The organism is Elusimicrobiota bacterium (assembly GCA_041660925.1).
In the GTDB taxonomy this organism is placed as follows: Bacteria; Elusimicrobiota; Elusimicrobia; order UBA1565; family UBA1565; genus JBAZUV01.
Map to the genome: position 1 here is coordinate 92,766 of JBAZVI010000007.1, position 22,875 is coordinate 115,640.

At 71.3% G+C, this 22,875-nt stretch carries 18 protein-coding genes; 6 read left to right on the forward strand and 12 right to left on the reverse strand.

Annotated features, from left to right (window positions below; all coding sequences use genetic code 11):
- Positions 1–83: 83 nt before the first annotated feature.
- The 7 genes from WC969_10950 to WC969_10980 all read right to left on the reverse strand — a co-directional run bounded on the left by WC969_10950 (position 84) and on the right by WC969_10980 (position 11,156).
- Positions 84–1,877: an ATPase, T2SS/T4P/T4SS family gene (locus WC969_10950; protein ID MFA6030362.1), complete on the reverse strand. Its 1,794-nt coding sequence runs from the start codon at positions 1,875–1,877 to the stop codon at positions 84–86.
- A 111-nt stretch (positions 1,878–1,988) separates the two neighbouring features.
- Positions 1,989–4,694 carry a hypothetical protein gene (locus tag WC969_10955; GenBank protein ID MFA6030363.1) on the reverse strand — a complete coding sequence of 902 codons (2,706 nt, stop codon included), beginning with the start codon at positions 4,692–4,694 and terminating at the stop codon, positions 1,989–1,991.
- A 102-nt stretch (positions 4,695–4,796) separates the two neighbouring features.
- The gene (locus WC969_10960) at positions 4,797–5,195 is read right to left on the reverse strand and encodes a response regulator (GenBank protein ID MFA6030364.1); all 399 of its coding nucleotides are present in this window, start codon (positions 5,193–5,195) and stop codon (positions 4,797–4,799) included.
- On the reverse strand, positions 5,192–6,670 hold the full coding sequence (gene gltX, locus WC969_10965; GenBank protein MFA6030365.1) for a glutamate--tRNA ligase: 1,479 nt from the start codon (positions 6,668–6,670) through the stop codon (positions 5,192–5,194). The genes WC969_10960 and gltX overlap by 4 nt, the downstream gene beginning before the upstream one ends.
- A complete protein-coding gene (recN, locus tag WC969_10970; protein ID MFA6030366.1) occupies positions 6,667–8,337 on the reverse strand; it encodes a DNA repair protein RecN in 1,671 nt (556 codons plus the stop codon). Before recN ends, gltX begins: the two co-directional genes overlap by 4 nt.
- Before the next feature lie 7 nt (positions 8,338–8,344).
- Positions 8,345–9,229 carry an NAD(+)/NADH kinase gene (locus WC969_10975; GenBank protein ID MFA6030367.1) on the reverse strand — a complete coding sequence of 295 codons (885 nt, stop codon included), beginning with the start codon at positions 9,227–9,229 and terminating at the stop codon, positions 8,345–8,347.
- Positions 9,201–11,156, reverse strand: a complete 1,956-nt coding sequence (locus WC969_10980; GenBank protein ID MFA6030368.1) for a ComEC/Rec2 family competence protein — start codon at positions 11,154–11,156, stop codon at positions 9,201–9,203. The genes WC969_10975 and WC969_10980 overlap by 29 nt, the downstream gene beginning before the upstream one ends.
- Positions 11,157–11,235: 79 nt before the next feature.
- On the opposite strand from WC969_10980, the gene WC969_10985 reads away from it, so the two are divergent.
- The 5 genes from WC969_10985 (at position 11,236) to WC969_11005 (ending at position 16,355) form a co-directional block, all read left to right on the forward strand.
- Positions 11,236–13,185: a hypothetical protein gene (locus tag WC969_10985; protein MFA6030369.1), complete on the forward strand. Its 1,950-nt coding sequence runs from the start codon at positions 11,236–11,238 to the stop codon at positions 13,183–13,185.
- 1 nt (position 13,186) lies between these two features.
- Positions 13,187–13,822: a hypothetical protein gene (locus WC969_10990; GenBank protein ID MFA6030370.1), complete on the forward strand. Its 636-nt coding sequence runs from the start codon at positions 13,187–13,189 to the stop codon at positions 13,820–13,822.
- 403 nt (positions 13,823–14,225) lie between these two features.
- Positions 14,226–14,633: a TRL domain-containing protein gene (locus WC969_10995; protein ID MFA6030371.1), complete on the forward strand. Its 408-nt coding sequence runs from the start codon at positions 14,226–14,228 to the stop codon at positions 14,631–14,633.
- A gap of 206 nt (positions 14,634–14,839) precedes the next feature.
- On the forward strand, positions 14,840–15,352 hold the full coding sequence (locus tag WC969_11000; protein ID MFA6030372.1) for a hypothetical protein: 513 nt from the start codon (positions 14,840–14,842) through the stop codon (positions 15,350–15,352).
- Positions 15,353–15,563: 211 nt separating this feature from the next.
- Entirely contained in the window at positions 15,564–16,355 is a 792-nt protein-coding gene (locus WC969_11005) for a hypothetical protein (protein ID MFA6030373.1), read from the forward strand.
- A 62-nt stretch (positions 16,356–16,417) separates the two neighbouring features.
- Here the strand turns inward: WC969_11005 and WC969_11010 are convergent, their stop codons facing one another.
- The 5 genes from WC969_11010 to WC969_11030 form a co-directional block, all read right to left on the reverse strand.
- Positions 16,418–17,056 carry a hypothetical protein gene (locus WC969_11010; GenBank protein ID MFA6030374.1) on the reverse strand — a complete coding sequence of 213 codons (639 nt, stop codon included), beginning with the start codon at positions 17,054–17,056 and terminating at the stop codon, positions 16,418–16,420.
- Positions 17,053–17,643: a recombination mediator RecR gene (gene recR, locus WC969_11015; GenBank protein MFA6030375.1), complete on the reverse strand. Its 591-nt coding sequence runs from the start codon at positions 17,641–17,643 to the stop codon at positions 17,053–17,055. Before recR ends, WC969_11010 begins: the two co-directional genes overlap by 4 nt.
- A gap of 3 nt (positions 17,644–17,646) precedes the next feature.
- Entirely contained in the window at positions 17,647–19,371 is a 1,725-nt protein-coding gene (gene dnaX, locus WC969_11020) for a DNA polymerase III subunit gamma/tau (GenBank protein ID MFA6030376.1), read from the reverse strand.
- Between the two features lie 75 nt (positions 19,372–19,446).
- Positions 19,447–19,833 carry a hypothetical protein gene (locus WC969_11025; GenBank protein ID MFA6030377.1) on the reverse strand — a complete coding sequence of 129 codons (387 nt, stop codon included), beginning with the start codon at positions 19,831–19,833 and terminating at the stop codon, positions 19,447–19,449.
- Between the two features lie 48 nt (positions 19,834–19,881).
- Positions 19,882–22,050 carry a hypothetical protein gene (locus WC969_11030; protein ID MFA6030378.1) on the reverse strand — a complete coding sequence of 723 codons (2,169 nt, stop codon included), beginning with the start codon at positions 22,048–22,050 and terminating at the stop codon, positions 19,882–19,884.
- Positions 22,051–22,223: 173 nt separating this feature from the next.
- Between WC969_11030 and WC969_11035 the strand changes: the two genes are divergently transcribed.
- Positions 22,224–22,871 carry a hypothetical protein gene (locus tag WC969_11035; protein MFA6030379.1) on the forward strand — a complete coding sequence of 216 codons (648 nt, stop codon included), beginning with the start codon at positions 22,224–22,226 and terminating at the stop codon, positions 22,869–22,871.
- Positions 22,872–22,875: the final 4 nt, after the last annotated feature.

Genomic DNA, 22,875 nt, shown 5'->3' on the forward strand with positions numbered 1-22,875 from the left:
TGAAAATCCCTCGTGGGGCGCGCGGCCGTGCCGCGTCAGAACGCGAGCCCCCGACGCTCCTGAATCATAGTATATCCGGCGCGCTAACCGGCATCCGAGGCGGTGACGCGGATCATCTCCTCGACCGTCGTGGCCCCGGAGAGGAGCTTGCGCACCGCGCACATGCGCAGGGTGAGCATGCCCTGTTTGCGCGCCTGTTCCTTGAGCGCGGCGATCGAGGCCTTCTCGAGGATCAGCGCCCGCACGGGGTCGGTGACGTCGAGCACCTCGTAGAGCCCGGCGCGGCCGCGATAGCCGGTGCCCGCGCAGTTGTCGCAGCCGCGGCCGCGGGCGAGCACGACCTTGCCCCCCTCGGTCTGCATCATGTTGCGCGAGACCCCGAGTTTGAGGAGCCAGTCGGCGTCGACCTCGTAGGCCTCGCGGCACTTGGGGCAGATGCTGCGCACCAGGCGCTGGGCGACGACCATGAGCAGCGAGGAGCCCATGAGGAAGGGCTCGATGCCCATCATGCCCATGCGGGTGATGGCGCCGCACGCGTCGTTGGTGTGCAGCGTCGAGAAGACGAGGTGGCCGGTCAACGCGGCGTTGATGGCGATGGAGATGGTCTCGAGGTCGCGGATCTCGCCGACCATGATGATGTCGGGGTCCTGGCGCAGGAAGGAGCGCAGGCCGGCCGCGAAGTTCAGCCCGATCTCGGAGTTCACCATGACCTGGTTGATGCCCACGAGCTGGTATTCGACGGGGTCCTCGACGGTGCTGATGTTGACGCCCGGCTCGTTGAGGGCCGTCAGGGCCGAATAGAGGGTCGTCGACTTGCCGCTGCCGGTCGGGCCGGTGATGAGGTTGATGCCGTAGGGCGCGCGGATGGCCTTCTGGAAGATGGCGAAGGACTCGGGCTCGAAGCCCAGCTGCTTGACGTCCACCTTGAGTCCCGAGGAGTCGAGGATGCGCATGACGATCTTCTCCCCGTTGACGACGGGGAGCACCGAGACGCGCAGCGCGTACTCCTTCTCTCCGATCTTGAGCTTGATGCGCCCGTCCTGGGGGAGGCGCTTCTCGGCGATATCGAGGTTCGCCATGATCTTGATGCGCGAGGCCAGCGCGTTCTGGAAGCGCTTGGGCGGCGCCGGCTGTTCGTGCAGGACGCCGTCGATGCGGTAGCGGACCTTGACCTCCTTGGGGAAGGGCTCGATGTGGATGTCCGAGGCCTTCGCCTTGATGGCCGCGCTGATGATGAGGTTGACGATCTGGATGATGGGCGCGTCGTCGCCCGAGCGCTCGAGGCTGAGGATGCTCTCGCCGGCAGCGGCCGCCTCCTCCTCCTGGCTGACGACGTCGACGCCCTTGGAGTCCTTCTCCTCCGAGCCGGTCGCCTTCACGATCTCCTCGAGGGCGCCCTGGGCCGACTGCTTGCCGTACTGGCGGTCGATGGACTCGAGGATGTCGACCTCGGAGGCGAGCACCGCCTGGATGTCGAGCCCGGTCATCATCTTGAGGTCGTCGAGGACGAGCACGTTGAGGGGGTCGGCCACGGCGAGCCAGAGGGTGTTGTCCTTGATCTGATAGGGGAAGAGCAGGTGCTGGCGGGCGAGCGATTCGGGGACCTTGGCGAGCACCTCGGGGTCGACGTTCGCGACGTCCTTGAGCTGGATGAACTGGATGCCGCACTGCTCCCCGAGGAAGCGGATGAGCTGGTCCTCGGCGATGATGCCCTTCTGGATGAGGATCGTCCCCAGCTTCCCGCCGTTCTGGCGCTGATGGGTGAGCGCGGAGTTGAGCTGCTCGTCGGTGATGACCCCCGCCTGAACCATGAGCTCTCCAAGCCTCTTGGGGAGGCTCAGCGAGATGGTGCTCGAAGGCGACGGGGTTTCAGCCATAGATGGACGGGACCTTCTCGGCGGGTCGGACCGCGACGGGGGGCGCCCCGGTCCATGGGCGGCCCCCGTATGGGTAATACTTAACAGTCAGGGGAGGATTTGTCAACCCTTTCACGGCGCGAGTTCGACGGAGTCCGCCCCGGGGTTGTTGAAGCCGGAGCTCGCGGGAGCGGCGGGATTCCTGTCGAGCTCGCCCTCCTCGGGCAGCGGGAGCTGCTCGTCTTCGGCGCGCCGCGCGGACGCCTTCGCCTTCTTCGCCGGCTTCGCCTTGACCCGCTTCACGGGCGCCGCCTTGGGCGCGGCCTTCGCGCCCGCGCGGGCCTGCGCGGCCTCGAACTCGGCGGCGGCCTGGGCCCCCTCGGGCGTCCCGTCTCCGGAGGAGGAGGCGCCGAGGAGGTCCTTCGCCGCGGGGTTGCGGCCGACGAGGGTCTTCTTCTCCAGATCCGCCTCGAAGAGGTAGGTGATGGGCTCGACGCCGCGCTTCGCGCGCCCGCCCTGGAACACCCGATAGGTCACGAGATAGACCTTGGACTGGACGGCGGCCGCGACCCACTCGTCCTCGTTGCCGGGACTCATGAAGGAATACTGGAGCCACTGCGCCACGCTCCCGCGCTCCTTGTCGAGGTAGAAGTTCTTGACGAACTCGAGCGAGAGCACGCCTTCGTCCTGGATGAAGTCCCGGCCCTGGGCCGGCGCGGGGGCCGGCTCCGGAGCGGCCGGGGCGGCCTGCGGAGCCGGAGCAGGGTACGCCGAAGGGCCGGCCGGAGGAACCGTCGCCCCCTGTCCCTGCGGCGGGAACGGGGAGGCCTGCCCCTGCGCTTCCCCCTGCGCCGCGTCCGGGGCCGCCGGCGCCCCGGCGGCGGGCTGGGCGGTCCCCTCGGGCGCGGCCCGCTTCTTCTGCGGGCTCATGCTGAAGAGCATCTGGACCTGTCGCGGGTCGCGCAGGAAGAACACGGCGACGAGGATCAGGACGACCGCGGCCGCCCCCAGGCCGATGAGGAAGGCCTTCGAGCTGCGCGGCTTGACCGTCTTCGTCTCGGCCGCGGGCATCTTGCTGACCGTGACCGGCGAGGGCATCGGCGTCGCGCCGGTCGGCAGGGGGACGGGGGTCGCGGGGGCGAAGAGGTCCTCGAAAGGCTTGCCGCCGGTGCCGGGCAGCTCGGTCGGCACGGGGGTGCGCGGTCCCCACAGGTTCTCCGGGAGGTTCGGCTGGCCCGACGCACCCGGGACGGCGCCCCGCACGGTGAGCGGGATCTCGCCGCTCGTCGTCGTTTCTCCGGGCGCGAGCGGCACGGGCGGAGGGGTGAGCGCCATGGAGGCGAGCGCCTCCGGCGACGGCGTCCCCGGAGAGCCGAAGAGCATGGTCTTCGGCTGTCCGAGCTGAGCCCCCGCTCCCGCGTCGATGGGCATCGGGGTCTGCGGGCCTGGCTGCGGCATGAAGGGGTTGGTCGGCGCGACCTGGGGCGGCTGCAGAGCGGGCACGGCCTGGTCGCCGCCCGTCGACCCCGCGAAGATGACGGTCTTCGCCTGCTCGAAGGGGTTCGGCGTCACCGTAGAGGGCACGGCCGGCGCGTCGAAGGCGGTCGCCGGAGCCTCGGCGGGCTGAGCGGCGAGCTGGGCGTTGAAGTCGATGGGCGGCGGAAGATCGAGCGTCGAGCTCAGCGACGCTCCCTCGGAAAGGCCGGACGAAGCGGCGTCGAGGGGCGGCGGCGCGGCCTCCAGCGCCGGAGCGGCGTCGAGAGGCGGCGGGGCGGCGTCGAGAGCCGCAGGGGCCGCTTCGAGCGCCGGCGGGATGCCCGCCCCGAGATCGAGGGCCGGCGGCGCGGTCTCAAGCGACGCAGCGGCGTCGAGCGGGGGCGGGGCGGCCTCGAGCGGCGGGATCGACAACGAGGGGATCTCGGGCGCGGCCGGCGCCGCCGCGGAATCCAGGGAGGGGAACGCGGGCTCGAGATCCGGCGACGCGACGGCCTCGGGAGCCGCGGGCGGGAGGATCGGGATCGTCGGCGCGGCGGCCTCGAGGACCGCGGGCGGGAGGATCGGGATCGTCGGCGCGGCGGCCTCGAGTACCGCGGGCGGGAGGATCGGGATCGTCGGCGCGGCGGCCTCGGGGGCCGCGGGCGGGACGACCGGGCTCGACGGCACGGCCGCCTCGGGGAGCTTCGCCGGCGGGAGTTCGACGTCCCAGGCCGTCTCGGAGACCTTCGGCGCCGGCTTCGGCGGAGGCGCGCCCGCCTCGAGCTCGCTCTGCGCCACGCGACGGCGCTGGAGCGAGCGCTGGAGGTCGGCGAGCGCGTCCTCGCGGTCGGCAAGGAGGCGGTTCTTGCGCTCGAGCTCCGCGGCGAGCTCCTCCTGCCGCTTCTGCGCCTCGAGGAACTCCTCCTTGAGGTGGACGAGGCGGTCCTCGAGCTCCGAGGTGTGCCGGTCGCGCATCGAGAGGAGCTCGTCGTCGATGGGGCGCTCGAGCGCCGGAGGCCAGAGGTCCGAGAGCTCCGGCTCGGAGAGCAGCGCCGGGTTCCATTCCCCGCCGAGCCCGAGGGCCTCGAGGGCCGCGCTCGCGTCGCGCTGGAAGTCCAGGAAGGAGGAGGCGCCTCCCCCCGCCGCGGCCGTCGCGACGGGCGCGCCGGAACCGGCGGAAGCGAGCGCGGCCTCGGGCGAGGCCTCCGCGAGCGCGGCGAGGATGCGCCAATCCTTCTCCGCGCTCCCCGAGGCGCCCTCCTCGCAGACCAGGCTTTCCGGGCCGACGCCGGGCTGAGAGAGCAGGTCCTCGCGGGAGAACGGACCCAGGATGCGCGCATCCTGATAGAGCCAGTAGCGCATGACCCCCAGATTGTGGCGGAACGGTGTTACAGATTCAATACGAGAGCCGGATTTCGCTGCGCGAAATCCCGCTGAGGAGAAAGCAGCCGCTTGTGGAGAAACTCAGGAGGAGGCAGGAGGGGGTGTGGGCATTTTGTCCACATCCTTGAAAGCACCCTTCCGCGCAGCGTCCATCGCCGCGCTGAGAGCATCCATGGTGAACGGCTTGAGAAGGACGTCCCGGAAACCGGCGCGGAAGGCGCGGGCGACCTCCTGGGGGTCGGCGCTCATGATGACGACCGCAAGGCCGGGCCGCTCGCGCCGCACGGCGAGAGACGCCAGGATGCCGTCGCCGGCGCCCAGGTTCACGTCGCAGAGCAGGAGTCCGGTCCCGGCCCGGGCGCAGGCGTCGGAGACCTCCCCGGCGCCCTCCACGACCGTGACCGCGTGGCCGGCCTCCTCCAGCGCCCGGACGAGCATGCGGCCCGAGAGCCGGTCGTCCTCCGCGATGACGATGTTCAAGCGAGGAGCTTGCGGGCGGCCCCGAGCCGGGCCACGACCTTCTCGCGGCCCAGGAGCTCGAGCATCCCGAAAAGCGTCGGTCCCTCGGTGCGGCCCGAGACCGCGACACGCAGGGGATGGAAGACCGCCGAAGTCTTCAGCGTCCGGCTCTCGCAGAAGGCGCGGATGGAGGCCTCGAGCCCCTTCTCGGAGAAGTCGGCGGCCGAGGAGAGCATCGTCGAGAGGCCTTCGAGCACCGCGGCGGCGCCGTCCTTGCGCAGGACCTTCTCGACGGCCTTCGGGTCGTAGACGGGTTCGCGGAAGAAGAACTCGACGCGGGCGGGGACCTCGGTGAGGTGCTTGAACTTCTCGCGTTCGAGGACCACGACGGTCTTCAGGCGCTCGGGGTCCTCCCCCCCGAGCCCCGCGGCCCTCAGGAACGGCAGCGCCTCGGAGAAAAGGCGCTCCGGCGGGAGGTTCTTCAGATACTGGCCGTTCATCCACTCGAGCTTGACGGGGTCGAAGGTCGCGGGGTTCTTCTGGCAGCCCTCGAGGCCGAACTTCGCCGTGAGGTCCTCGGGCGAGAAGAGCTGCTGCGAGTCGGAGGTCGACCAGCCGAGCAGCGCGAGGTAGTTGCGCATCGTCTCGGGCAGGAAGCCCTGCGCCTTGTACTCGAGCACGGAGGTCGCGCCGTGGCGCTTGGAGAGCTTCGCGCCGTCGGGCCCGAGGATCATCGAGAGGTGCGCGAAGAGCGGCGGCGTCCAGCCCAGCGCCTCGTAGAGCCGCAGCTGCAGCGGGGTGTTGGAGAGGTGCTCGTCGCCGCGCACGACGTGGGAGACCGCCATGAGATGGTCGTCGACGACGCAGGCGAAGTTGTAGGTCGGGCCGCCCGTGGTCTTCTGGATGACGAAGTCCTGGAGGTGGTCGTTCTCGAAGCGGACCTCGCCGCGGATGAGGTCGGGGACCAGGGTGTGCCCGTCGTCGGGCATGCGCAGACGCACGGACGCCTTGCGCCCTTCGGCCTCGAAGGCCTTGCGCTGGTCCTCGCCGAGCGCGCGGCAGCGCCCGTCGTAGCGCGGGAGGCGCTTCTCCGCGAGCGCCTTCTGCCGGGCGGCGTCGAGCTCCTCCTTCGTGCAGTAGCAGCGATAGGCCTTGCCGGCGGCGAGCAGCCGCTCGACCTCGGCGCGGTAGCCGTCGGTGCGCTCCATCTGGAAATAGGGTCCGTAGGAGCCGCGCGCGGCCCATGAACCGGCGCCGTGCGCGCCGACCTCCATCGGCCCCTCGTCCCAGTCGAGTCCGAGCCAGCGCATCGAGTCGATGATGGCGGAGACCGACTCCGGCGTCGAGCGCACCTCGTCGGTGTCCTCGATGCGCAGGATGAAGGTCCCCTTGTGCCGGCGCGCGAAGAGCCAGTTGAAGAGCGCGGTGCGGGCGCCCCCGATGTGGAGGTAGCCGGTGGGCGAGGGTGCGAAGCGGACGCGGATGTTCTGGGTCATAGGGGGTGGAGCGCCTGGACGCTCTGGAGCAGCTCCTGGGCGTGGCGGCGCGCGGTCTCGGTGACCTTCGTCCCGCCGAGCATGCGCGCGAGGACCTCGAGGCGGCTCTCGCCCTCGAGGCGCTCGACGCGCGCGAGGGTGCGCCCGCGTTCGACGCGCTTGGAGACGTCGAAGTGGCCGTCGGCGAAGCAGGCGACCTGGGGCAGGTGCGTCACGCAGAGCACCTGGCGCGCGCGGCCGATCTCGCGCAGCTTGAGCCCGACGGCGCGGGCCGTCGCTCCGCCGACGCCGCTGTCCACCTCGTCGAAGACGAGGAGCTTCACGCGGTCCTGGCGCGCGAGGACGGTCTTGAGCGCGAGCATGATGCGCGAGAGCTCGCCTCCGGAGGCGATGGAGCGCAGCGGCTTGAGCGGCTCGCCCGGGTTCGGCGCGATGAGGAACTCGACCTGGTCGCCGCCCGTGGAGGTCCAGGCGTCGTCCTCGGCCTCGACGGAGACGGAGAAGCGGGCGGAGGGCATCCCCAGGTCCTTGAGCTCGGCGGCGACGCGCTCGGAGAGCTTCTTCGCGCCCTTCATCCGCGCGTCGTGGAGCTCGCCGCCGATGCCCTCGAGCGCGGCGACCGCCTTCGCCAGGTCGGCCTCCATGTCGGCGGCGCGCTCCTCGCGGCGCTCGAGCAGGTTCGCCTCGGAAAGGGTCTTCTCGCGGTGTTCGAGCACGGCCTGGAGCGTCGGGCCGTACTTCTTCTTGAGCTTGGAGAGCTTGTCCATGCGCAGGAGCACCGCGTCGATGTGCGAGGGCCGCTCCTCGATGCGCGCGCGATAGTCGGCGATGCTCGCGGCGGTCTCGCGCAGGGTCTCGCGGGCGCGCGCGAGCGGCTCGGCGAGGTCTCCCGGCCCCGGGTCGAGGCGTCCGATCTCGGCGGCGAGCCGCTCGGCCTTGGAGAGGAGCTCCTCGGCGGAGCCCTCCTGGCGGACCAGGAGCTCGCAGGCCTGCTCGGAGAACTCGATGAGCTTCGCGGCGTTCTTGAGGCGCGGCAGCTCGCGCTCGAGTTCCTCGTCCTCGCCGGGCCTGAGCTCGGCCTCGTCGATCTCCTGGAGCTGGTAGCGGCAGAGCTCGACGCGGCGCGCGCGCTCCTCCTCGCTCAGAGAGAGCGCCTCCTTCTCCTCGAGCAGGCGGCGCCACGCGTTCCAGGCCGCGGCGTAGCGGCCCCGCAGGGGCAGGGTGCCGCCGAAGCCGTCGAGGAGCTCGGTCTGCTGCGCGCTCTTGAGCAGGGTCTGATGCTCGTGCTGGCCGTGGAAGTCCACGAGCCCCTCGCCGAGCTCCGCGAGGCGGGCGACGGGGACGGTCTTCTCGCCGATGAAGGCCCGTCCGCGGCCCGTCTTGTCGAGCTCGCGGCGAAGGACGACCACGGAACCGGAGAGCCCGAGTTCCTTGCGCAGGGCGGCGGGGACGTCGTCGAGGTCGAAGGTCCCTCGGACCTCGAGCCGCTCGGCGCCGGCGCGTATCCAGTCGGCGCTGCCGCGCTCTCCGAGCAGGAAGCCCAGCGCCTCGATGAGCAGGGACTTCCCGGCGCCGGTCTCGCCCGTGAAGGCGCTCAGGCCCGGCCCGGGCTCGAGACGGACCTCGGCGAGCAGCGCGAAATCCTTGACCTGGAGAGACTTCAGCATGGGAGCCTCATCGCTCTCCCCAGCGCAGCTTCGCGCGCAGGACCTCGAAGTGGCTGCGCCGCGAGTCGAAGAGGAGCTGCACCGCGGGACCGCAGGGCTCGATGCGCACCTCGTCGCCCGCGGCGAGCTCGCGCTCGATCTGCCCGTCGACGGAGACGAGGGCCTTGGGTCGGTCCTGCGGATGCTTGCCCTCGAGGCGCACCGTCAGCGGCTCGGAGGCGGGCAGCAGCAGCGGCCGCTGGGCGAGGGTGTGCGGACAGATGGGAGCGAGGAGCACGGCCGGCAGGTCCGGATGCACGACCGGCCCGCCGGCGGCGAGCGCATAGGCGGTGGAGCCGGTGGGCGTCGCGACGATGAGCCCGTCCCCGAAGTAGGAGGCGATGAAGCGCCCGGCCTCGTAGGCCCTGAAGACGACGGCGCGGGCCTGCCCGCCGGAACGCAGGACGCAGTCGTTGAGCGCGACGTAGGGCCCGAAGACGCGGCGCCCGCCGCGATGGACCTCGATGGAGAGCAGGCGCCGCTCCTGGCGCGCGAAGCCGCCGGAGAGGATCCTCCCGAGGTGTCGGCGGAAGCCGGCCATGTCGACGGCGTTGAGGAAGCCGAGGCCCCCGGTGTTCACCCCGAGCAGGGGGACGCCGCGGCCCGCGAGGACGCGCGCGGCGCGCAGCATCGTGCCGTCGCCGCCGATGACGACGGCGAGGTCGAAGGCGGAGTCGCGTTCCGCACGCGGGGAGCGGCCCGCGCCCCGGATGGAGGCCGGCACGGTCCGCACGGCGGCGCCGCGCGCGCGCAGGAGGCGGCGCACCTCGACGGCCGCGCGGACGGCCGCGGGCTTGCGCTCGTTGATGAAGAGGAGGACGCTGTTATGTTCTCGTGGTCTCGACGCGGACATCGATGCCGTCCGACCGGATGAGCACCGCCCCGTCGCGGCGCAGGGAGAGCGTCCGCCCCGCGGCGCAGCGGCTCGACGGGAATCCCGACGAGGCGAGCATTATACAATAATCCCCCCCGCCGCCCCGGAGGACCCGGACCCTCGCCCAGTCCTCGTCGAGGCGCAGCTCCAGCGCGCCGTGCCTCAGCTCCAGCGCCGGCGGCTCCCCCCCGGCCGCCGCCCCCAGGCGCAGCGCGGCCCCGGCTTGCGCGAACGCGCTGCGCGCCCGCAACCGGCGCAGCCCTCCGGCGAGGGAGAGGATCCCGGCGGGCCGGCGCCCGAGTCCCGCGTCCCCGCGGAGCCAGAGTTCGTCGACGCGCGCGAGGCCCTGGGCGCGCAGGACCCCGCGCAGGAGAGACGGACGCACGCGGGCGTCGAGCAGGACGCTGCGGCCGTCGGGCAGGCGGAGCAGGGCGGCCCGCCCGCCCGGCTGGGAGAGCAGGAGGACCTCGAGCGGCGCGCGCTCGGGGGCGAAGGGCCAGGCGAGGAGGAAGGCCGCGGCCAGCGCGGCCGCCGCGGCCGCCGGCCGGGACAGCGCGAGCGCCGCGAAGAGAGCGAGATACCAGGCGAGCGTCGCGGCCCCGCCCATCGGGGCCAGGTCGACGGCGGCGAAGGGCGCCGCCGCGAAGACCGCGCAGACGCCGAGGAAGGCGCGGGCGAGCGCGCCCGCGAGGGCCGCGAACGGACCCGCCCACGCGTCGGGGACGAGCGCGGCGAGCAGCCCCGCGCCCATGAGCGCGGGGGCGCAGGGGATGAGCAGAAGGTTCGCGGGGAGCCCGACGAGCGAGCCGCGCCCGAAGTACGCGCCGAAGGTCGGCCACAAGGCGGCCTGGATCGTCGCCCCGGCCGCGAGCGCGCGGCGCGCGCGGGTCCAGGCGCTCGGCCGCTCGGCCGGCCGCGGACGCAGCGCGTAGAGCGCGATGAAGAAGACCGCCGCGTAGGCCATGCGGAAGCCCGCGGTGAGGGCTTCCTGCGGCTCGACGAGGAAGGTCGCGAGGGCCGCGAGCGCGAGGGCCTGCAGAGCGCCGGATTCCCGCCGCAGCGTCCAGCCCGCGGCGAAGGCCGCGAAGCCGAGCCAGGCCCGGGTATAGGGCGCGTCCGCCCCCACGACGAGGGTGTAGAACCCCGCGGCGGCGGCCGCGGCGCAGAGGCGAGCGCCCCGCGGCAGTCCGAACAGGGCGCCGAGCCCGAGGACCGCGGCGAGGACCGCCCCCACCTTCGCGCCCGAGGGCACGAGCAGGTGCAGGACCCCGGCATCCTGCACTTCGCGCCCGCGCGCCGGCGGCAGCGCCCCCTTGTAGCCGAGCAGCAGGCCCTCGAGCACGGCGGCCTCGAGCGGCGGAAGGCGTCGCTCGAGACGCCGGTGCAGGAGGCGGTGCGCGGCGGCGGCGGCCGCGCGCGGGAGCGCGAGGGGCGGCGTCCCCGCGCCGGGGTCGCGCACGCGCCCGCGGAACATGTACGCGGCCCCGCGGCTCGCGAGGAACTCTCCTTCGTCGAACTCTCCGGGGTTCGCCGCGCGCCGCGGCCGTCGCAGGCGCCCCTCGAGCAGGGCCTCGCGGCCGGGTAGGAGCGCGGCGCTCGCCGGGTCGCCGGCCGGCAGGACCGCGAGCGCGCGGACCGGGGCCCGAAGGGGGATCCAGCGCGCCGGCGCGGCCGCGCAGGAGGGAGCCGCCGCGCGCAGCTCGAGCCACGAACGCTCCCCGTCGCGCTTCGGAGCGAAGCCGGAGCGCGGGAGGACGCGCAGGCAGACCCGCTCGGCGCGGAGGAAGCGCTCGAGCTCGGGAGCGCGCGGGGGGCGCAGCCGGCCGAGCGCGCCGGCAAGCGAGAGTCCGCCGACCGCGAGCAGGGCCGCCAGCACGAGGGGACGCCGGAGCCAGGACAGGGGCACACTCCGAGTACGCGCGGGCCCGGGAAGGAGTTCCATTTTTTCCCCTTGAAATTTCCCGGTTGCGGATTACACTAAGGATGTGCACCCCCTATCCCCACTGCTGCTGGGGGCCTTCATGGCCCTCGGTCCGTTCTTCGCCCCCCCCGCGGCGGCGCAGGTCGTCTCCAAGCCGGCCCCTGCCCAGTCGGTCTCCGCCCCCGCGAACACTTCCATCGTCCCGGCCCCCGGCCTCCCCGTCCCGGGCGGCGACGTCCAGGCCGCGCTCGCGGTCTACGAGCAGAACATCTTCTGGGGCAAGGACCCCTTCTACGCCCTCTCCCTGCTGACGCTGGACCGGGGGCAGGAGGTCCAGGTCCACCTCCTCAAAACGGACCCCGACCGCCTCGCGAAGCTCTTCCGCACCGCCGCCGAGCTCAAGGACCTCTACGGGCTGCTCAAAGCCCACGGAGAGCCGGGCCTGATGCGCGAAGCCCTCATCGTGCGCGCGGACTCGGAGCTCGCGAGCCGGCCGGCGAAGCTCTACCCCTGGGCCCGGAGATGGGCGCCCGAGGTCGACGCGAAGCTCCTCCTCGAGACCCTCTGCGATTGGTCCGCGCTCCAGCCCGCGCAGATCGCCTGGCTCAAGGAGCACCGCAACGACGAGGCCTCCTGGAAGGAGCTTTCCCTCGCAGAGCGCGGCGAGCGCATGGAGGCCTGGGGCGCCACGATCGCCGCGCAGGTCATGGCGACGGTGCCGAAGAGTTCCTCGGAGTACGACAAGCTGCGGGCCCTCGCGATGACGGCCTGGAACTCGATCTCGAAGCGCGAGCGCGTCATCCTCAGCGAGCGGCTCATGCAGGCCAAGGCGGCGGCGGACTCGTTCACCGAAGCCGAGAAGAAGCTTCAGACCCTCAACGACCCGAAGCTGAAGGCCCTGCTCGACTCGGCGAAGGGCTCCGGCACGCTCGAGAACGCGCTCTCGAGCCTCGACCTGCTCTTCGACAACATGGGCGAGCGCCGCCAGGACCTGCAGTGGGCCGCTCCCGCGAAGCCGGAGGGGAAGCTCGATCCGAAGGACCGCGAGATCCTCTCGACGATGCTGCGCCAGGGCCTGCTCGACTACATCAAAGGGACCACCGCCGGAGACCGGCTCAACGAGTTCTACAAGACGGTCCCGCTCAAGCTCGTCGTCCAGGAGCTCGACATCAACTTCCTCGCCGCCTTCAACCCCGGCGACCAGACCATCCTCCTCAACGAACGCTCCATCAACGAACTCGCGCGCCTCGACGGCCGCTCCGCCAAAGACCTTCTCTGCGACTCGCGGGTCTTCGAGGCGGCCCTGAAGCTGCTCTCGCCCTGGCTCGTGCACGAGGGCATCCACCACCTGCAGTACGATTGGTCCCGCAAGAAGGGCTTGCCCTCCTTCAACGAACAGGACCACGAGATCGAGGCGATGTCCATGGACGCGCTCTTCACCCTGCAGAAGGCCGCCTCCGACCCCTCCTTCCGGAAGCTCCACGCGGAGAAGCAGAAGTTCTCCTCGCTGGCCCGCAACTCCATCCTCAAGGCCGAGACCCTCCGCCGCGACCCCGCGCGCTACCGCGATATGGTGCGCTCGAGCTACTACCCCCACCTCTACTCCATCGAAGGGCAGTGCGTCGCCATCATGGACGGCAGCGTCGCCCCGCGCGAGCTCTTCCAGACGGAGCTCAAGCGCCGCGAGGCGCTCCCGAAGGCGGAACGCGAAGCCCTCGCGTCGTCCGGCGCGGTCTGGCCCTCCGGCCAGCTCACCCTCGAGCAGTTCAAGGCCGAACTCCGGAAGGTGAAGACCTCGCTGGTCCAATCCCAGCTCGCCCTCCTCGCTTCCAGAGACCGGGCGATGCCCTACATCTACGCGATGTGGCGCGAGCGCTACGAAGGAGTGAACTCCGAGGTGGAGAGCGAGCTCCAGCGCCTGCCCAAGCCGGGCGCCCCGCCCCCGCCGGCCAAGAAGAGAGAGCCGCCGCCGCCGATGCCGGTCGCCGGGAAGACTCCACCCAAAGGAACATGAAATGAAGATCCTCTCTTTCGCCCTCGCCCTGCTCCTCGCCCCTCTCCCGTCACACGGGAGAGGGGGCGGGGGTGAGGGGGGCGCAAGCCCCGCCGCCCGCGCCACGTCCAATCCGCCGAAGAAGGAGAAGCGCATGAACGCCCCCTCGAAGTCCACGGAACTCAAGGAGGCGCGCATGCGCTGCGAGACGCCCGCCGGCTGGCTCGAGAGCCGCGACGCCGCGTCCGACCAGCGCACGAAGACCGCCGGCCTCACCCTGCGCGAGCCGGGCGGCGGCGCCGCCCCGCGCCCCTTCATCCACCTGCGCTTCTACCCCGACGGCAACACCCTCTTCAAGGACGCCGCCGACTACCTCGCGCGCCAGAGCGAACCCGCCATCGCCCCCATCGCCGGAGAGAAGACCGTCGCCTCCGCCGCCTCGGCCGGAGGGCTCAAGGGGCGACGCCTCCTGCGCGACACCTTCGCGCCGGCCTCCCCCACGGACATGTCCGCCGCGGAGATCCCGGTGAAGGAAGAGCTCGTCGTCCTCGAGCGCGCGGGCGGCTTCTACGTGCTCGCGCTCACCGCGCGCAAGGGCGACTTCCCCCGCCTCCAGCCCGCCTTCCGCCGCCTCGTGGAGTCCTTCAAGCCGCTGTAGGGATCCGCAGACGACGCGGCGACCCCGCTTCACGCGGGGTCGCTTATTCCCTGGCGGGCTTGCCCCCCTCCCTGCCCTCACCCCGCGGGGGGAGGCAGTAAGGATGAAAACATCCTCTAAAAGATGGCATCATAAGAACATGAAGAACCTCCCCGTCCGCGTCCTCGCTCTCGCCGTCCGAGTGCTGCGACCGCCGCATAACGCCCGATTTGAAGGCCCGCGCCTGAGCCGAGCGCAAGGCGCGAGGAGCGAGGATAGCTTGAGCTATCTGAGCGACGAGCAACGCGGCGATCGGCCGGGAGCGGGCCTCCCCTTCCGCGATAGTTTCGCCGCCGCCGGCGGCGAAACTCCCCGGATAGGGGCCGGGCGCTTTTGGGCTGCGACTTCGTCGTTCGTCGCTCACATGCAGACAGCATGCTCGCTCCTCTCTCCTCGTCTCGCCTGGGCAAAATCGCCCGGCCAAATCGGACGCTATGCGGCGGTCGCAGCACTAACCGCCGCGCTCTCCGGCTGCGGCCTCCTCTACACGAACATCCACATGGCCCGCACCTGGCGCGCGGCGACGCCGGCCGACGTGAAGTCCGCTCCGAGCGACAAGACCGTGACCGGCCAGGCCTGCGCCCGCTCCGTCCTCTTCCTCTTCGCCTGGGGCGACGCCGGCTACGCGGCCGCCTCCCGCGACGCGCTCAAGGGCGAGCCCGCCAACGCCCTGCTCTACGACGTGAAGGTGGACCGCACGGGCCAGGCCTACGTCCTCGGCCTCTACGCGAAGACCTGCGTCCAGCTCACCGGACGGGTCGCCCTGCAGTGACCCTTAGAGCACCTAAAATAGCCTGGGGCGGCCTTGGCGGGGCCGAGTTTGGCCCGAATGCGCGGCGTCCGCGGCGCGGGCATACCCGAAGGTATGTACGCGCCGCGGCAACAACGCAGGCGGACCGAAATCGGCCCCGCCCGAAGGGAAACCCCGATATAGGGCCGATACCATTGTTGGGCCGCCGGGTACATAGCGCTGCGGCTATGCCCCCGGCGTCCCGCCGCGGTCTCGACCCCATCTCGGGGTTTCCAAGGCCACCCCAGGCTATTTTAGGTGCTCTTATCCTCGCGCTGCTGCTCGCGCTCGCGCCCGCGGCCCGCGCGCAGTCGATGTCGGAGGAGGAGGGCTCCGCCGACTGGGGCCTCGTCTCCGCCGGAACCATCGTCCTCTTCTACGACACCAAAGGCGCCGCCGCCTACGTGGCGATGACGCGCCGCGAACTGCCCGCCGACGCCGAGCTCATCGGCGGCGAGGTCTACGGCCGCGGCTGCCAGTACAGTCTCTCCATCCCGCTCGGCTCGCCGCTCAACCGCTCCTCGCAGTCGGTCTCGGCCGCCCGCGGACGCGCCGGCTACGGCAAGGCCCTCGACGAGATCCGCCTCCGCAACCCCGGCCTGCGCGGGATCTGGGACGTGAAGCTCGACGACCACACCCTCAGCCTCCTGGGCTTCTTCCGCCGCGTCTGCACCGAGGTGACCGCTCGAGGGTTCCGTTAATCCTCACTGTCCCCCCTCTCGAGAGTTCGCACTATCAGATTTCCTTGCCGCGTGCGATCGCGGCACTATCAGAGCCGGGGTGCCGCCGCGGCAGGGGGGGTAGAGCTTCCGTTCTGAGTTCTGCCCTGACGGTCTGGCCGAAACAGGTCTGAACTTCATACAATGAGTCCGTGAGCGGGGGACGGACGCCGGCCCGCCTCCAGGAGAACCGATGCCCAACCGCAAGACCCGCCTCTACATGACCGTGCACCCCACCAACGCCCTGGTCGCCTCCCAGCTCGACCCGGCGCAGTTCGGAGAGCACTACACCATCGGCAGCGCGAAGCACCACGAAGGGAAGGTGCTCTTCACGGAGCTCGACCCGACCTTCCGGGACCCCTATTTCAACATCGACCACTACCTCGCGCAGACCAAGCCCCATCCGGACGGCAGCCCCAAGAAGACGAAGTACATCTGCTCCTACGGCGTGCTCGAGCACGTCAAGCTCTCCGCCATCAAGAGCCTCTACCTCGTCACGGTCAACGGCAAGGTCCTTGAGCTCAAGAGCAAGGCCTACAGCGCGCAGAACGAGCCCGGCCTCGTGCGCATCTATCAGGAGATCACCCCGCTCGCGAACCTGGTCGCCTCCAACCTCGACCAGCGCTCCTTCGGCGGCTACATCACCGGCGGCACGCGCTCGAAGGGCGCCCCGAAGGTCTGCTTCACGCAGTACGACTTCGACGTGGCGGCCTTCCTGAAGACGGTGAAGCACGGCCACATCAAGCACTCCCCCATCCCGGATACGAACCTCAACCGCCTCCTGGATTACGTCACGGAGCTCGAGCGCCAGCCCGACAAGAAGACGAAGACCCTCAACCTCAACTCGACGCTCCCCAAGGTCTCCTACAAGCTCATCCGCCACGGCTTCTGGTTCGCCGGGCCCGACGAGTTCGTGTTCTTCCCGATGCCGACGCTCAAGCAGCTCGAGCACGACCACTACGAGTGGTGGCGCTTCGCCCATTAAGTTCGGGCACAGAAAAAGAAGAGGCCCCCTGGAGACAGGGGGCCTCTTCTTTTTCAGGCGTTCTACTTCTTAGGGGCTTTCTTGCGGTCGAGGACGGTCTCGGCGCTCCGCCCGTCGAGGACGAGGGTCCTCTCCGTCTCCTCCGCCACCCACAGCGCGCGGCCGTAGAGGGCGTCGGGCAGCGGCATCGCGGCCTTGAAGGGGTCGTCGCGCTCGACGCCGAGGCCGGCGCACTTCGCGTCGAGGGGACGGAAGAGCGCGGCCAGGAAGCGTCCGTCGCGCCCGGGGGCCAGACCGTACTCGCGCAGACGCGCCTCGAGGGGCTTGCGCTCGGCGAACGGAGTCTCGAGGGCTCCGCAATGGGAGCCCGCGCCGGTCGCGGAGCTGTAGCGGCCCGCGCCTTCCCCCTGCGCCCGGGCCGGGAGACGGCGCACGCGCGCGGCCTTCCCCGCCTCGAGCTCGACGCTGACCGCGGCCCCGACGTCCGGCCCGGAGAAGTCGAAGCGCCAGGACTCGCGGCTTTTCGCGTCCGCCGGCAGGCGCGTCGCGACCGCGTAGAGCACGGGCTTCGGGATCAGGACGGCGGCCTCGCGCCGGGCCCTCTCGAGGAGCTCGGCCCCGGTCGGAGCGGCTTTGCCCTTCGCCGCGGGCGCCTGTGCGGCGGCCGTGAACGCCATCGCGAATGCGAGAACGAGCTTCATGGCAATTCTCTCCGGCTGACGAGGGCGTGCGAGAGCGTCCCCTCGTCCATGTAGTCGAGGTCTCCCCCGAGCGGCACGCCCTGGGCGATGCGGGAGACCTTCACGGGGAAGGGCTTGAGGAGCTGGCGCAGGTAGAGCGCGGTGGCCTCGCCCTCGGTGTCGGGGTCGGTGGCGAGGATGACCTCGCGCACGCCGCCCGCCTTCACCCGGTCGATGAGTTCGGCGACGCGCAGGGACTCCGGGCCGATCCCCGAGAGCGGCGCGAGCTGGCCGTGCAGGACGTGGTAGAGCCCGGCGAAGGAGCGCGAGCGCTCGAGCGCGGTGACGTCGGCGGGCTGCTCGACGACGCAGAGGATGGAGCGGTCGCGCGCCGGATCTTCGCAGAGCGCGCAGCGCTCGTTCTCGGTGTAGTTCATGCAGTCGGCGCAGGCGTGCACGCGCGACTTGGCCTCGCGCAGCGCGTCGGAGAGGGCTTCGACCTCGGAGAGCGGGGAGCGGATGACGTGGATGGCGAGGCGCTCGGCCTGCTTGGGGCCCACGCCGGGCAGCCGCCGCAGCGCCCCCACCAGCCGGTCGAAGCTCTTCACGGGCTACTTCTTCTTGACGGGCTTCGCGCGCCCGCCGAAGACCCCGAGCACCTTTCGCAGACCGGGGTCGGCGGGAGCGTCCTCCGAGGAGGCGTCCACCCACTCCGGCTCTTCCGCGGCGGCGGAGCGTGGGCGCTCTTCGGCCGCGAAGCTCAGCTTCATCGGGGCGCCGGCGGCCTCGGCCAGGGCCTTCTCGAGATACGCGCGCTCCTTCTCGGCCCGATCGGAGGCGAAAGCGCTGTCGAAGACGAGGCGGCAACCGCCCTCGCAGGCCTCGATGCGGGCCCCGTCGAGCGCGCTCCCGAGCGAGGGCTTGTCCTCGTGCACGCGCGCGAGGAACGCCTTGCGTATTTCCGCGGAGAGGGCTTTGCCGCTCCCCGCCGAAGGGAGCGCGGGTTTGGGCGCCGCCGAAGGAGCGGGAGCCGCGGCTTTCGGCGCAGGCGCGGCGGCGCGCGTGCCCTTCTCCTCTCGCGCCGTCCCTTCGGCGCTATGGCCCGCCGAAGGGAGGCGTGCAGGCGCGACGGCCTCCGCGGCGGAGCGGCGCGGCTTGGGGGCCGGGGAGTCCGGCTCAGGTGCGGAGGCCTCGAGGCCGGCGCGCTTCTCGATGGCCTCCAGCCGGGCCACCCACTGCGCGAGGTCGTAGGCGGACTCGAGCAGCCCGTAGAGGCCCATCTCGAAGGCGGCCTGCGGGGTGTCGGAGCCGCGCATCTCCTCGAGCACGCGGTTGAGCCGGCGGATGAGGAACGAGAAGGTCTCGGGCGTGCGGCCCTCGGCGAGCGCCTTCCAGTCGGCCTCGGAGTCGTCGTGCACGCCGAGGCGGAGCAGGTAGAGCTCCTCGCAGCGCTCGCGCAGGTCGCGCAGGAGCTGGGAGGGGTCGTAGCCCTCGGAGGCCAGCGTCTTGAGGCACCCGGAGAGCGCGGCGGCGTCCTTCTCGAGCACGGCGCGCGCCGTCGCGAGCAGAAGGTCGTCGGGCAGCATGCCCATGAGGTCGACGACCTTCGCGCGGGTGACCTTCCCGCCGGCGAAGGCCGCGGCCTGGTCGAGGAGGCTCACCGCGTCGCGCATCGAGCCGCCGCAGGCGCGCGCGAGGAGCTCGAGGGCCTTGGGCTCGGCGTCGATCTTCTCGAGCGCCGCGACGCGGCGCAGGTGCTCGGCGGCGGTCTCCCGCCCGATGGGGCGGAAGCGGAAGCGCTGGCAGCGCGAGACGATGGTGGCCGGGATCTTCGCGAGCTCGGTGGTGGCCAGGATGAAGACCACGTGGGAGGGCGGCTCCTCGAGGGTCTTGAGCAGGGCGTTGAAGGAGCTCGACGAGAGCATGTGGACCTCGTCGATGATGAAGACCTTGTAGCGGTCGCGGGTCGGGGCGAGCGAGACGGTCTCGATGATCATCTCGCGGATCTTGTCGACCTGCGTGTGGCTGGCGGCGTCGAGCTCGAGGACGTCGATGCTGGAGCCGGCGGCGATCTCCGTGCAGGCGGGGCACTCGCCGCAGGGCTTGGGCGTCGGGGCCGCGCCCGCGCGGCAGTTCAGCGCCTTGGCGAGGATGCGCGCGGTCGTCGTCTTGCCGCAGCCCTTGGGGCCGAAGAACAGGAAGGCGTGCGCGACCTGGCCGGAGCCGACGGCGTTCTTGAGCGTCGTCGAGACCGTCTCCTGGCCGACGAGGTCCTCGAAGTGCTGGGGCCGGTACTTGCGGGTGAGGGCGAGATGGGGGGCGTTGGTCTTCTTCACGGGGATAGAATATCAAACTTACCCGGACTCCGTGACCGAAGCCCCGGACGATCGGGGCGGCGAGCCGGGGCCCTCTTACCTCTGGGCGGCGAGGACCTCCTTGGTCTCGACGTCCTCGATCATGAACACCTTGCGGCTGCCGTAGCGGGCGTCCTCGACCTCGCCGGCCTTCAGACGGTAGCGGTGCCCGGCCGAGCAGACGAAGGAGATGCTCACGGCCTCGTGCGCGGTCCAGAGCGTCGTATGGCGGCCGGGCGCGAGCTCGGCGAGCCCTTCCTCGGCGAGGAGTCCTCCGCGCGCCTTGGGCGGCGCGCCGTCGACCGCCTGCAGGGGGTTGCGTCCGGCTCCCTCGAGGATGCAGACGTCGGCGGCCGGGGTCCCGGAGCCGGCGAGCTTGAGCTCGGCGCAGCCGGCGAGGAGAGCGAGGGAGACGATCAGAAGGGCGCGGGGCATGGGCTTCATCGGAAAACCTCCGTCATGGAGGAATGATAGACCCGCGCGCGGCGTCCGTCAAGGCAGGCGCCGCACCCCCTCGAGGATGCGCGCGCGGCTCTCCTCCTCCATGCGGATGGTCTCGAGCGCCCAGTCCACGGTGTAGTCCCGCATGAGCGCGTTCGTCCGCAGCGGCTTGTAGTCCGGGGAGAACGCGCAGATCCAATCGATCTTGAAGTCCTGGTCCACGACGATGAACTGGAAGCCCAGGAGGAAGCGCATGAGCGCGCGCTTGAGCGCCGCGAAGACCCCGCGCCCGGCGAGCTCCCACTCGATCTGCGCCGAGAGCCGGGCGACGTGGGCCAGCCGGACGGCAAGCACCGAGCGCAGCGAGGGGACCCCGGAGTAGGCCATGCGGACCTGGGAGACCAGCTCCCCGAACCCCGCCCTCAGCATCCGCACCAGGGGCTCGCTGAGCTCCATCGCTTCCTCCGGATAGCCCTTCCCCTCCGCTTTCTCGAGAGCGAAAAGGGACTCGGTCGCCATGGCCTCGATCTCCTCCTCCTGAGAGTACAGGCGGACGAGCGCGCGTGCGTCGGTCCGCCGCACCTGCTCGTGATGCGTCCCCTCATGAACGAAGCTCGAGGCCAGCCAGCGCGCCAGCGCCCGCTGGACGCCGGGGTTCTCGTCGAGCGCCCGCGCGTCGAAGCCGTGCACGCGCAGCCAGGATTCGACGGACTTCCGGTCGAAGCGGATGAGGCCGGTCGCCTCGCTGTAATCGGCGAGCGCGCCGTCGAGCTCGGCGAGCCGCACGCCCCCGAGCGGCGAGCGCACGCGCCCGTGACGCGTACCCTGCAGCTCCTTGTCGAGAGCTTTCAGGACCCCGAACGGCAGTTCCTCCCGTCCACCGAATCCTTCGCCCTCGCGGGAAGGCCGCTCCCGTTCGATGGCCTTGACGAGTCTGCGGCTGAAGGCGGGGCTCTTCCCCGCGTCGCTCAGGGCCTGAAGGTACTCGAGCTGCACCGCAGGGGTCTCCCAGCCGAGGCGGTCGAGCCCCTCCAGCGCTTCCCGGGCCCGCGCGTCCTCCCCGCGCGAGAGGAGGCGCCGGAGCTCCACGCGGGCGAGGACCACCGGCCGCGACCGATTCATATGCTCCCAGAGGATCCAGCGCTTCTGAGGGGCGAGCCCGCGGAAGGCCTCCTTGAACGCATGCATGAAGACTCTCCAGCCGTGCGCGTCCTCCGGGACCGGCGTCGACTGCAGGCGCTCGGACTCCCGCTCGGACCACCGGAAGAGGTCGCGGTCCTTGAGCTGCCGCAGCGCCCACGATTCCTCGCCGGGGCCCAGACTCTCCTGCTGCTCGGGGCTCAGGGTGTCCCAGGCGAGGACGGCGGCGCGGACCCGCCGCTCGCGCTGCGGCCGGTAGCGCCGGACCCAGGCGAGCAGGGAGGCTTCGTCGTCGAGTCCCAGCCCTTCGAGCGACCCTTCCCTCTGCAGACGCAGGCCGAGCGCCTCGTGCAGGCGCCCGGGCTTGCTCATCTCGTCGACGAGCTCCGCCAGGTCGCTGAGCGCGTAGGCCTTGGCGAGCGTCGCGGCCGCCGCGCCGGGATCCGAAGACAGCAGGCGCCGCATCCGCGGGTCCCGCACGCAGCGCTCGGCCGCGTCGGGGTCCAGGTTCGCCAGCTCCTGCTTGTAGCCCAGCGCCGCGGCGCGCGCGTCATCCTCGAATAGGGTCCCGCTCCGGAGCTTCTTCGCGAGCGAGCCGAGCAGGCGGCGGAGCTTCCCGCCCTTGCGCCCGTTTTCGCCTTCCGGCGAGGACGCCTCTTGGCCGGAAAGCGAGGAGGGGGGCGCGACAACGGAGGCCGGAGCGGCCTCCTGGACGACGCCCGCGGGGACATCGGGAACAGCCCCCGCCGCGACCTGCGCCGCGGAGACCTCGGCGGAAGGCGCGGCGTCCTTCACTGCGAAGGCGGGGATCAGCTTCGCCGACGGCGTCGGGGCCTGGACGACGGGCGCGGGGAGCAGCAGCGTGGGTCCGGGCGCGACGAGCATCGGGCCGGAGAGGAGACTCTCTCCGAGCCCCTGGACGCCGACGGGGAGGACGGCGACGGGGAGGTTCGTCCCCGCGGCGGGGACCTCGACGCGCACCGCGACGGGCCCGGCGAAGGCCCGCCCGGCGGCGAGCGCGAGCGCCAGCGCCGCCGCCGCGGAAGAAAGCCGCCTCTTCAGTCCTCGTATCCCGGTCATCAAGGATAGGGTAGCCGTCCCTCCGCCCGGCGCCCTGAGCCCGACGGGCCGTCCGCTGCGTCTTTGCGTCCTATCCAGGGGTGTTTACATACGGGCGCGAACGATAACCTGCGGCGCTCATCAGGGAATCCCTGCGGGCTTCCCTGCTGGCCATCTTTGCTAGACTATGGGCGATGAGAGCGGCTTGGCTCCTGGCGCTGCTGGCGTTCTGCGCGGCCCCCGCTTCGGCGAACTCCTTCGCCGAGGCCCGGCTCTGGCAGGAACGCTACTACTGGGACGGCCTGCTCCAGGCCCGCGACCGCGCCGCCCGCGTCTCCGCCGACCCCGCGACCCTCGACGTCGTGAAGGCCCTCGCCCACCAGGTCGCCCAGCAGGCGGTCAACATCGAGCAGATCCAGTCCTACACGAAGGCCCAGAGCGAGAACCTCAAGTTCGCCTTCGCTCAGCAGGACCCCGGCCCCAGCCTCGCCGTCATCCAGAACAACTTCGCCACCCTCTCGCGCGGCGCCGAGCAGATCCGCAACAACCTCTATTTCCTGACCGCGCGCACGCGCCTGGCCTCGACGCAGGCCCTGCCCGACCCCAAGCTCACCGAGATGGCGACGCTGCTCATCGCCCAGATCCAGAACGTCCAGCTCAAGCTCAACACCCTCTACCTCGACTCCGTCGACGTGGCCGGGACCGTCCGCAAGGAGACCTGGTTCGCCGACGACTTCTTCCGCTACGGGGCGGAGGACCTGCTCTCGTCGGTCGTCTCGGTGCAGGACTCCGTCCTCACCATCTACAACTCCTCCTACGAGCTCTACCTGCTCTCCAGGTAGCCGG

Bases quoted from the DNA above. Each gene is read 5' to 3' on its own strand.
- WC969_10995 (MFA6030371.1), top strand. From the start codon at position 14,226: ATGCAGACAGCATGCTCGCTCCTCTCTCCTCGTCTCGCCTGGGCAAAA.
- WC969_11030 (MFA6030378.1), bottom strand. From the start codon at position 22,050: ATGACCGGGATACGAGGACTGAAGAGGCGGCTTTCTTCCGCGGCGGCG.
- gltX (MFA6030365.1), bottom strand. From the start codon at position 6,670: ATGACCCAGAACATCCGCGTCCGCTTCGCACCCTCGCCCACCGGCTAC.
- WC969_10990 (MFA6030370.1), top strand. From the start codon at position 13,187: ATGAAGATCCTCTCTTTCGCCCTCGCCCTGCTCCTCGCCCCTCTCCCG.
- WC969_10975 (MFA6030367.1), bottom strand. From the start codon at position 9,229: ATGTCCGCGTCGAGACCACGAGAACATAACAGCGTCCTCCTCTTCATC.
- WC969_10950 (MFA6030362.1), bottom strand. From the start codon at position 1,877: ATGGCTGAAACCCCGTCGCCTTCGAGCACCATCTCGCTGAGCCTCCCC.
- WC969_11025 (MFA6030377.1), bottom strand. From the start codon at position 19,833: ATGAAGCCCATGCCCCGCGCCCTTCTGATCGTCTCCCTCGCTCTCCTC.
- recN (MFA6030366.1), bottom strand. From the start codon at position 8,337: ATGCTGAAGTCTCTCCAGGTCAAGGATTTCGCGCTGCTCGCCGAGGTC.
- WC969_11005 (MFA6030373.1), top strand. From the start codon at position 15,564: ATGCCCAACCGCAAGACCCGCCTCTACATGACCGTGCACCCCACCAAC.
- WC969_11000 (MFA6030372.1), top strand. From the start codon at position 14,840: ATGCCCCCGGCGTCCCGCCGCGGTCTCGACCCCATCTCGGGGTTTCCA.
- WC969_11035 (MFA6030379.1), top strand. From the start codon at position 22,224: ATGAGAGCGGCTTGGCTCCTGGCGCTGCTGGCGTTCTGCGCGGCCCCC.
- WC969_10955 (MFA6030363.1), bottom strand. From the start codon at position 4,694: ATGCGCTACTGGCTCTATCAGGATGCGCGCATCCTGGGTCCGTTCTCC.
- WC969_11010 (MFA6030374.1), bottom strand. From the start codon at position 17,056: ATGAAGCTCGTTCTCGCATTCGCGATGGCGTTCACGGCCGCCGCACAG.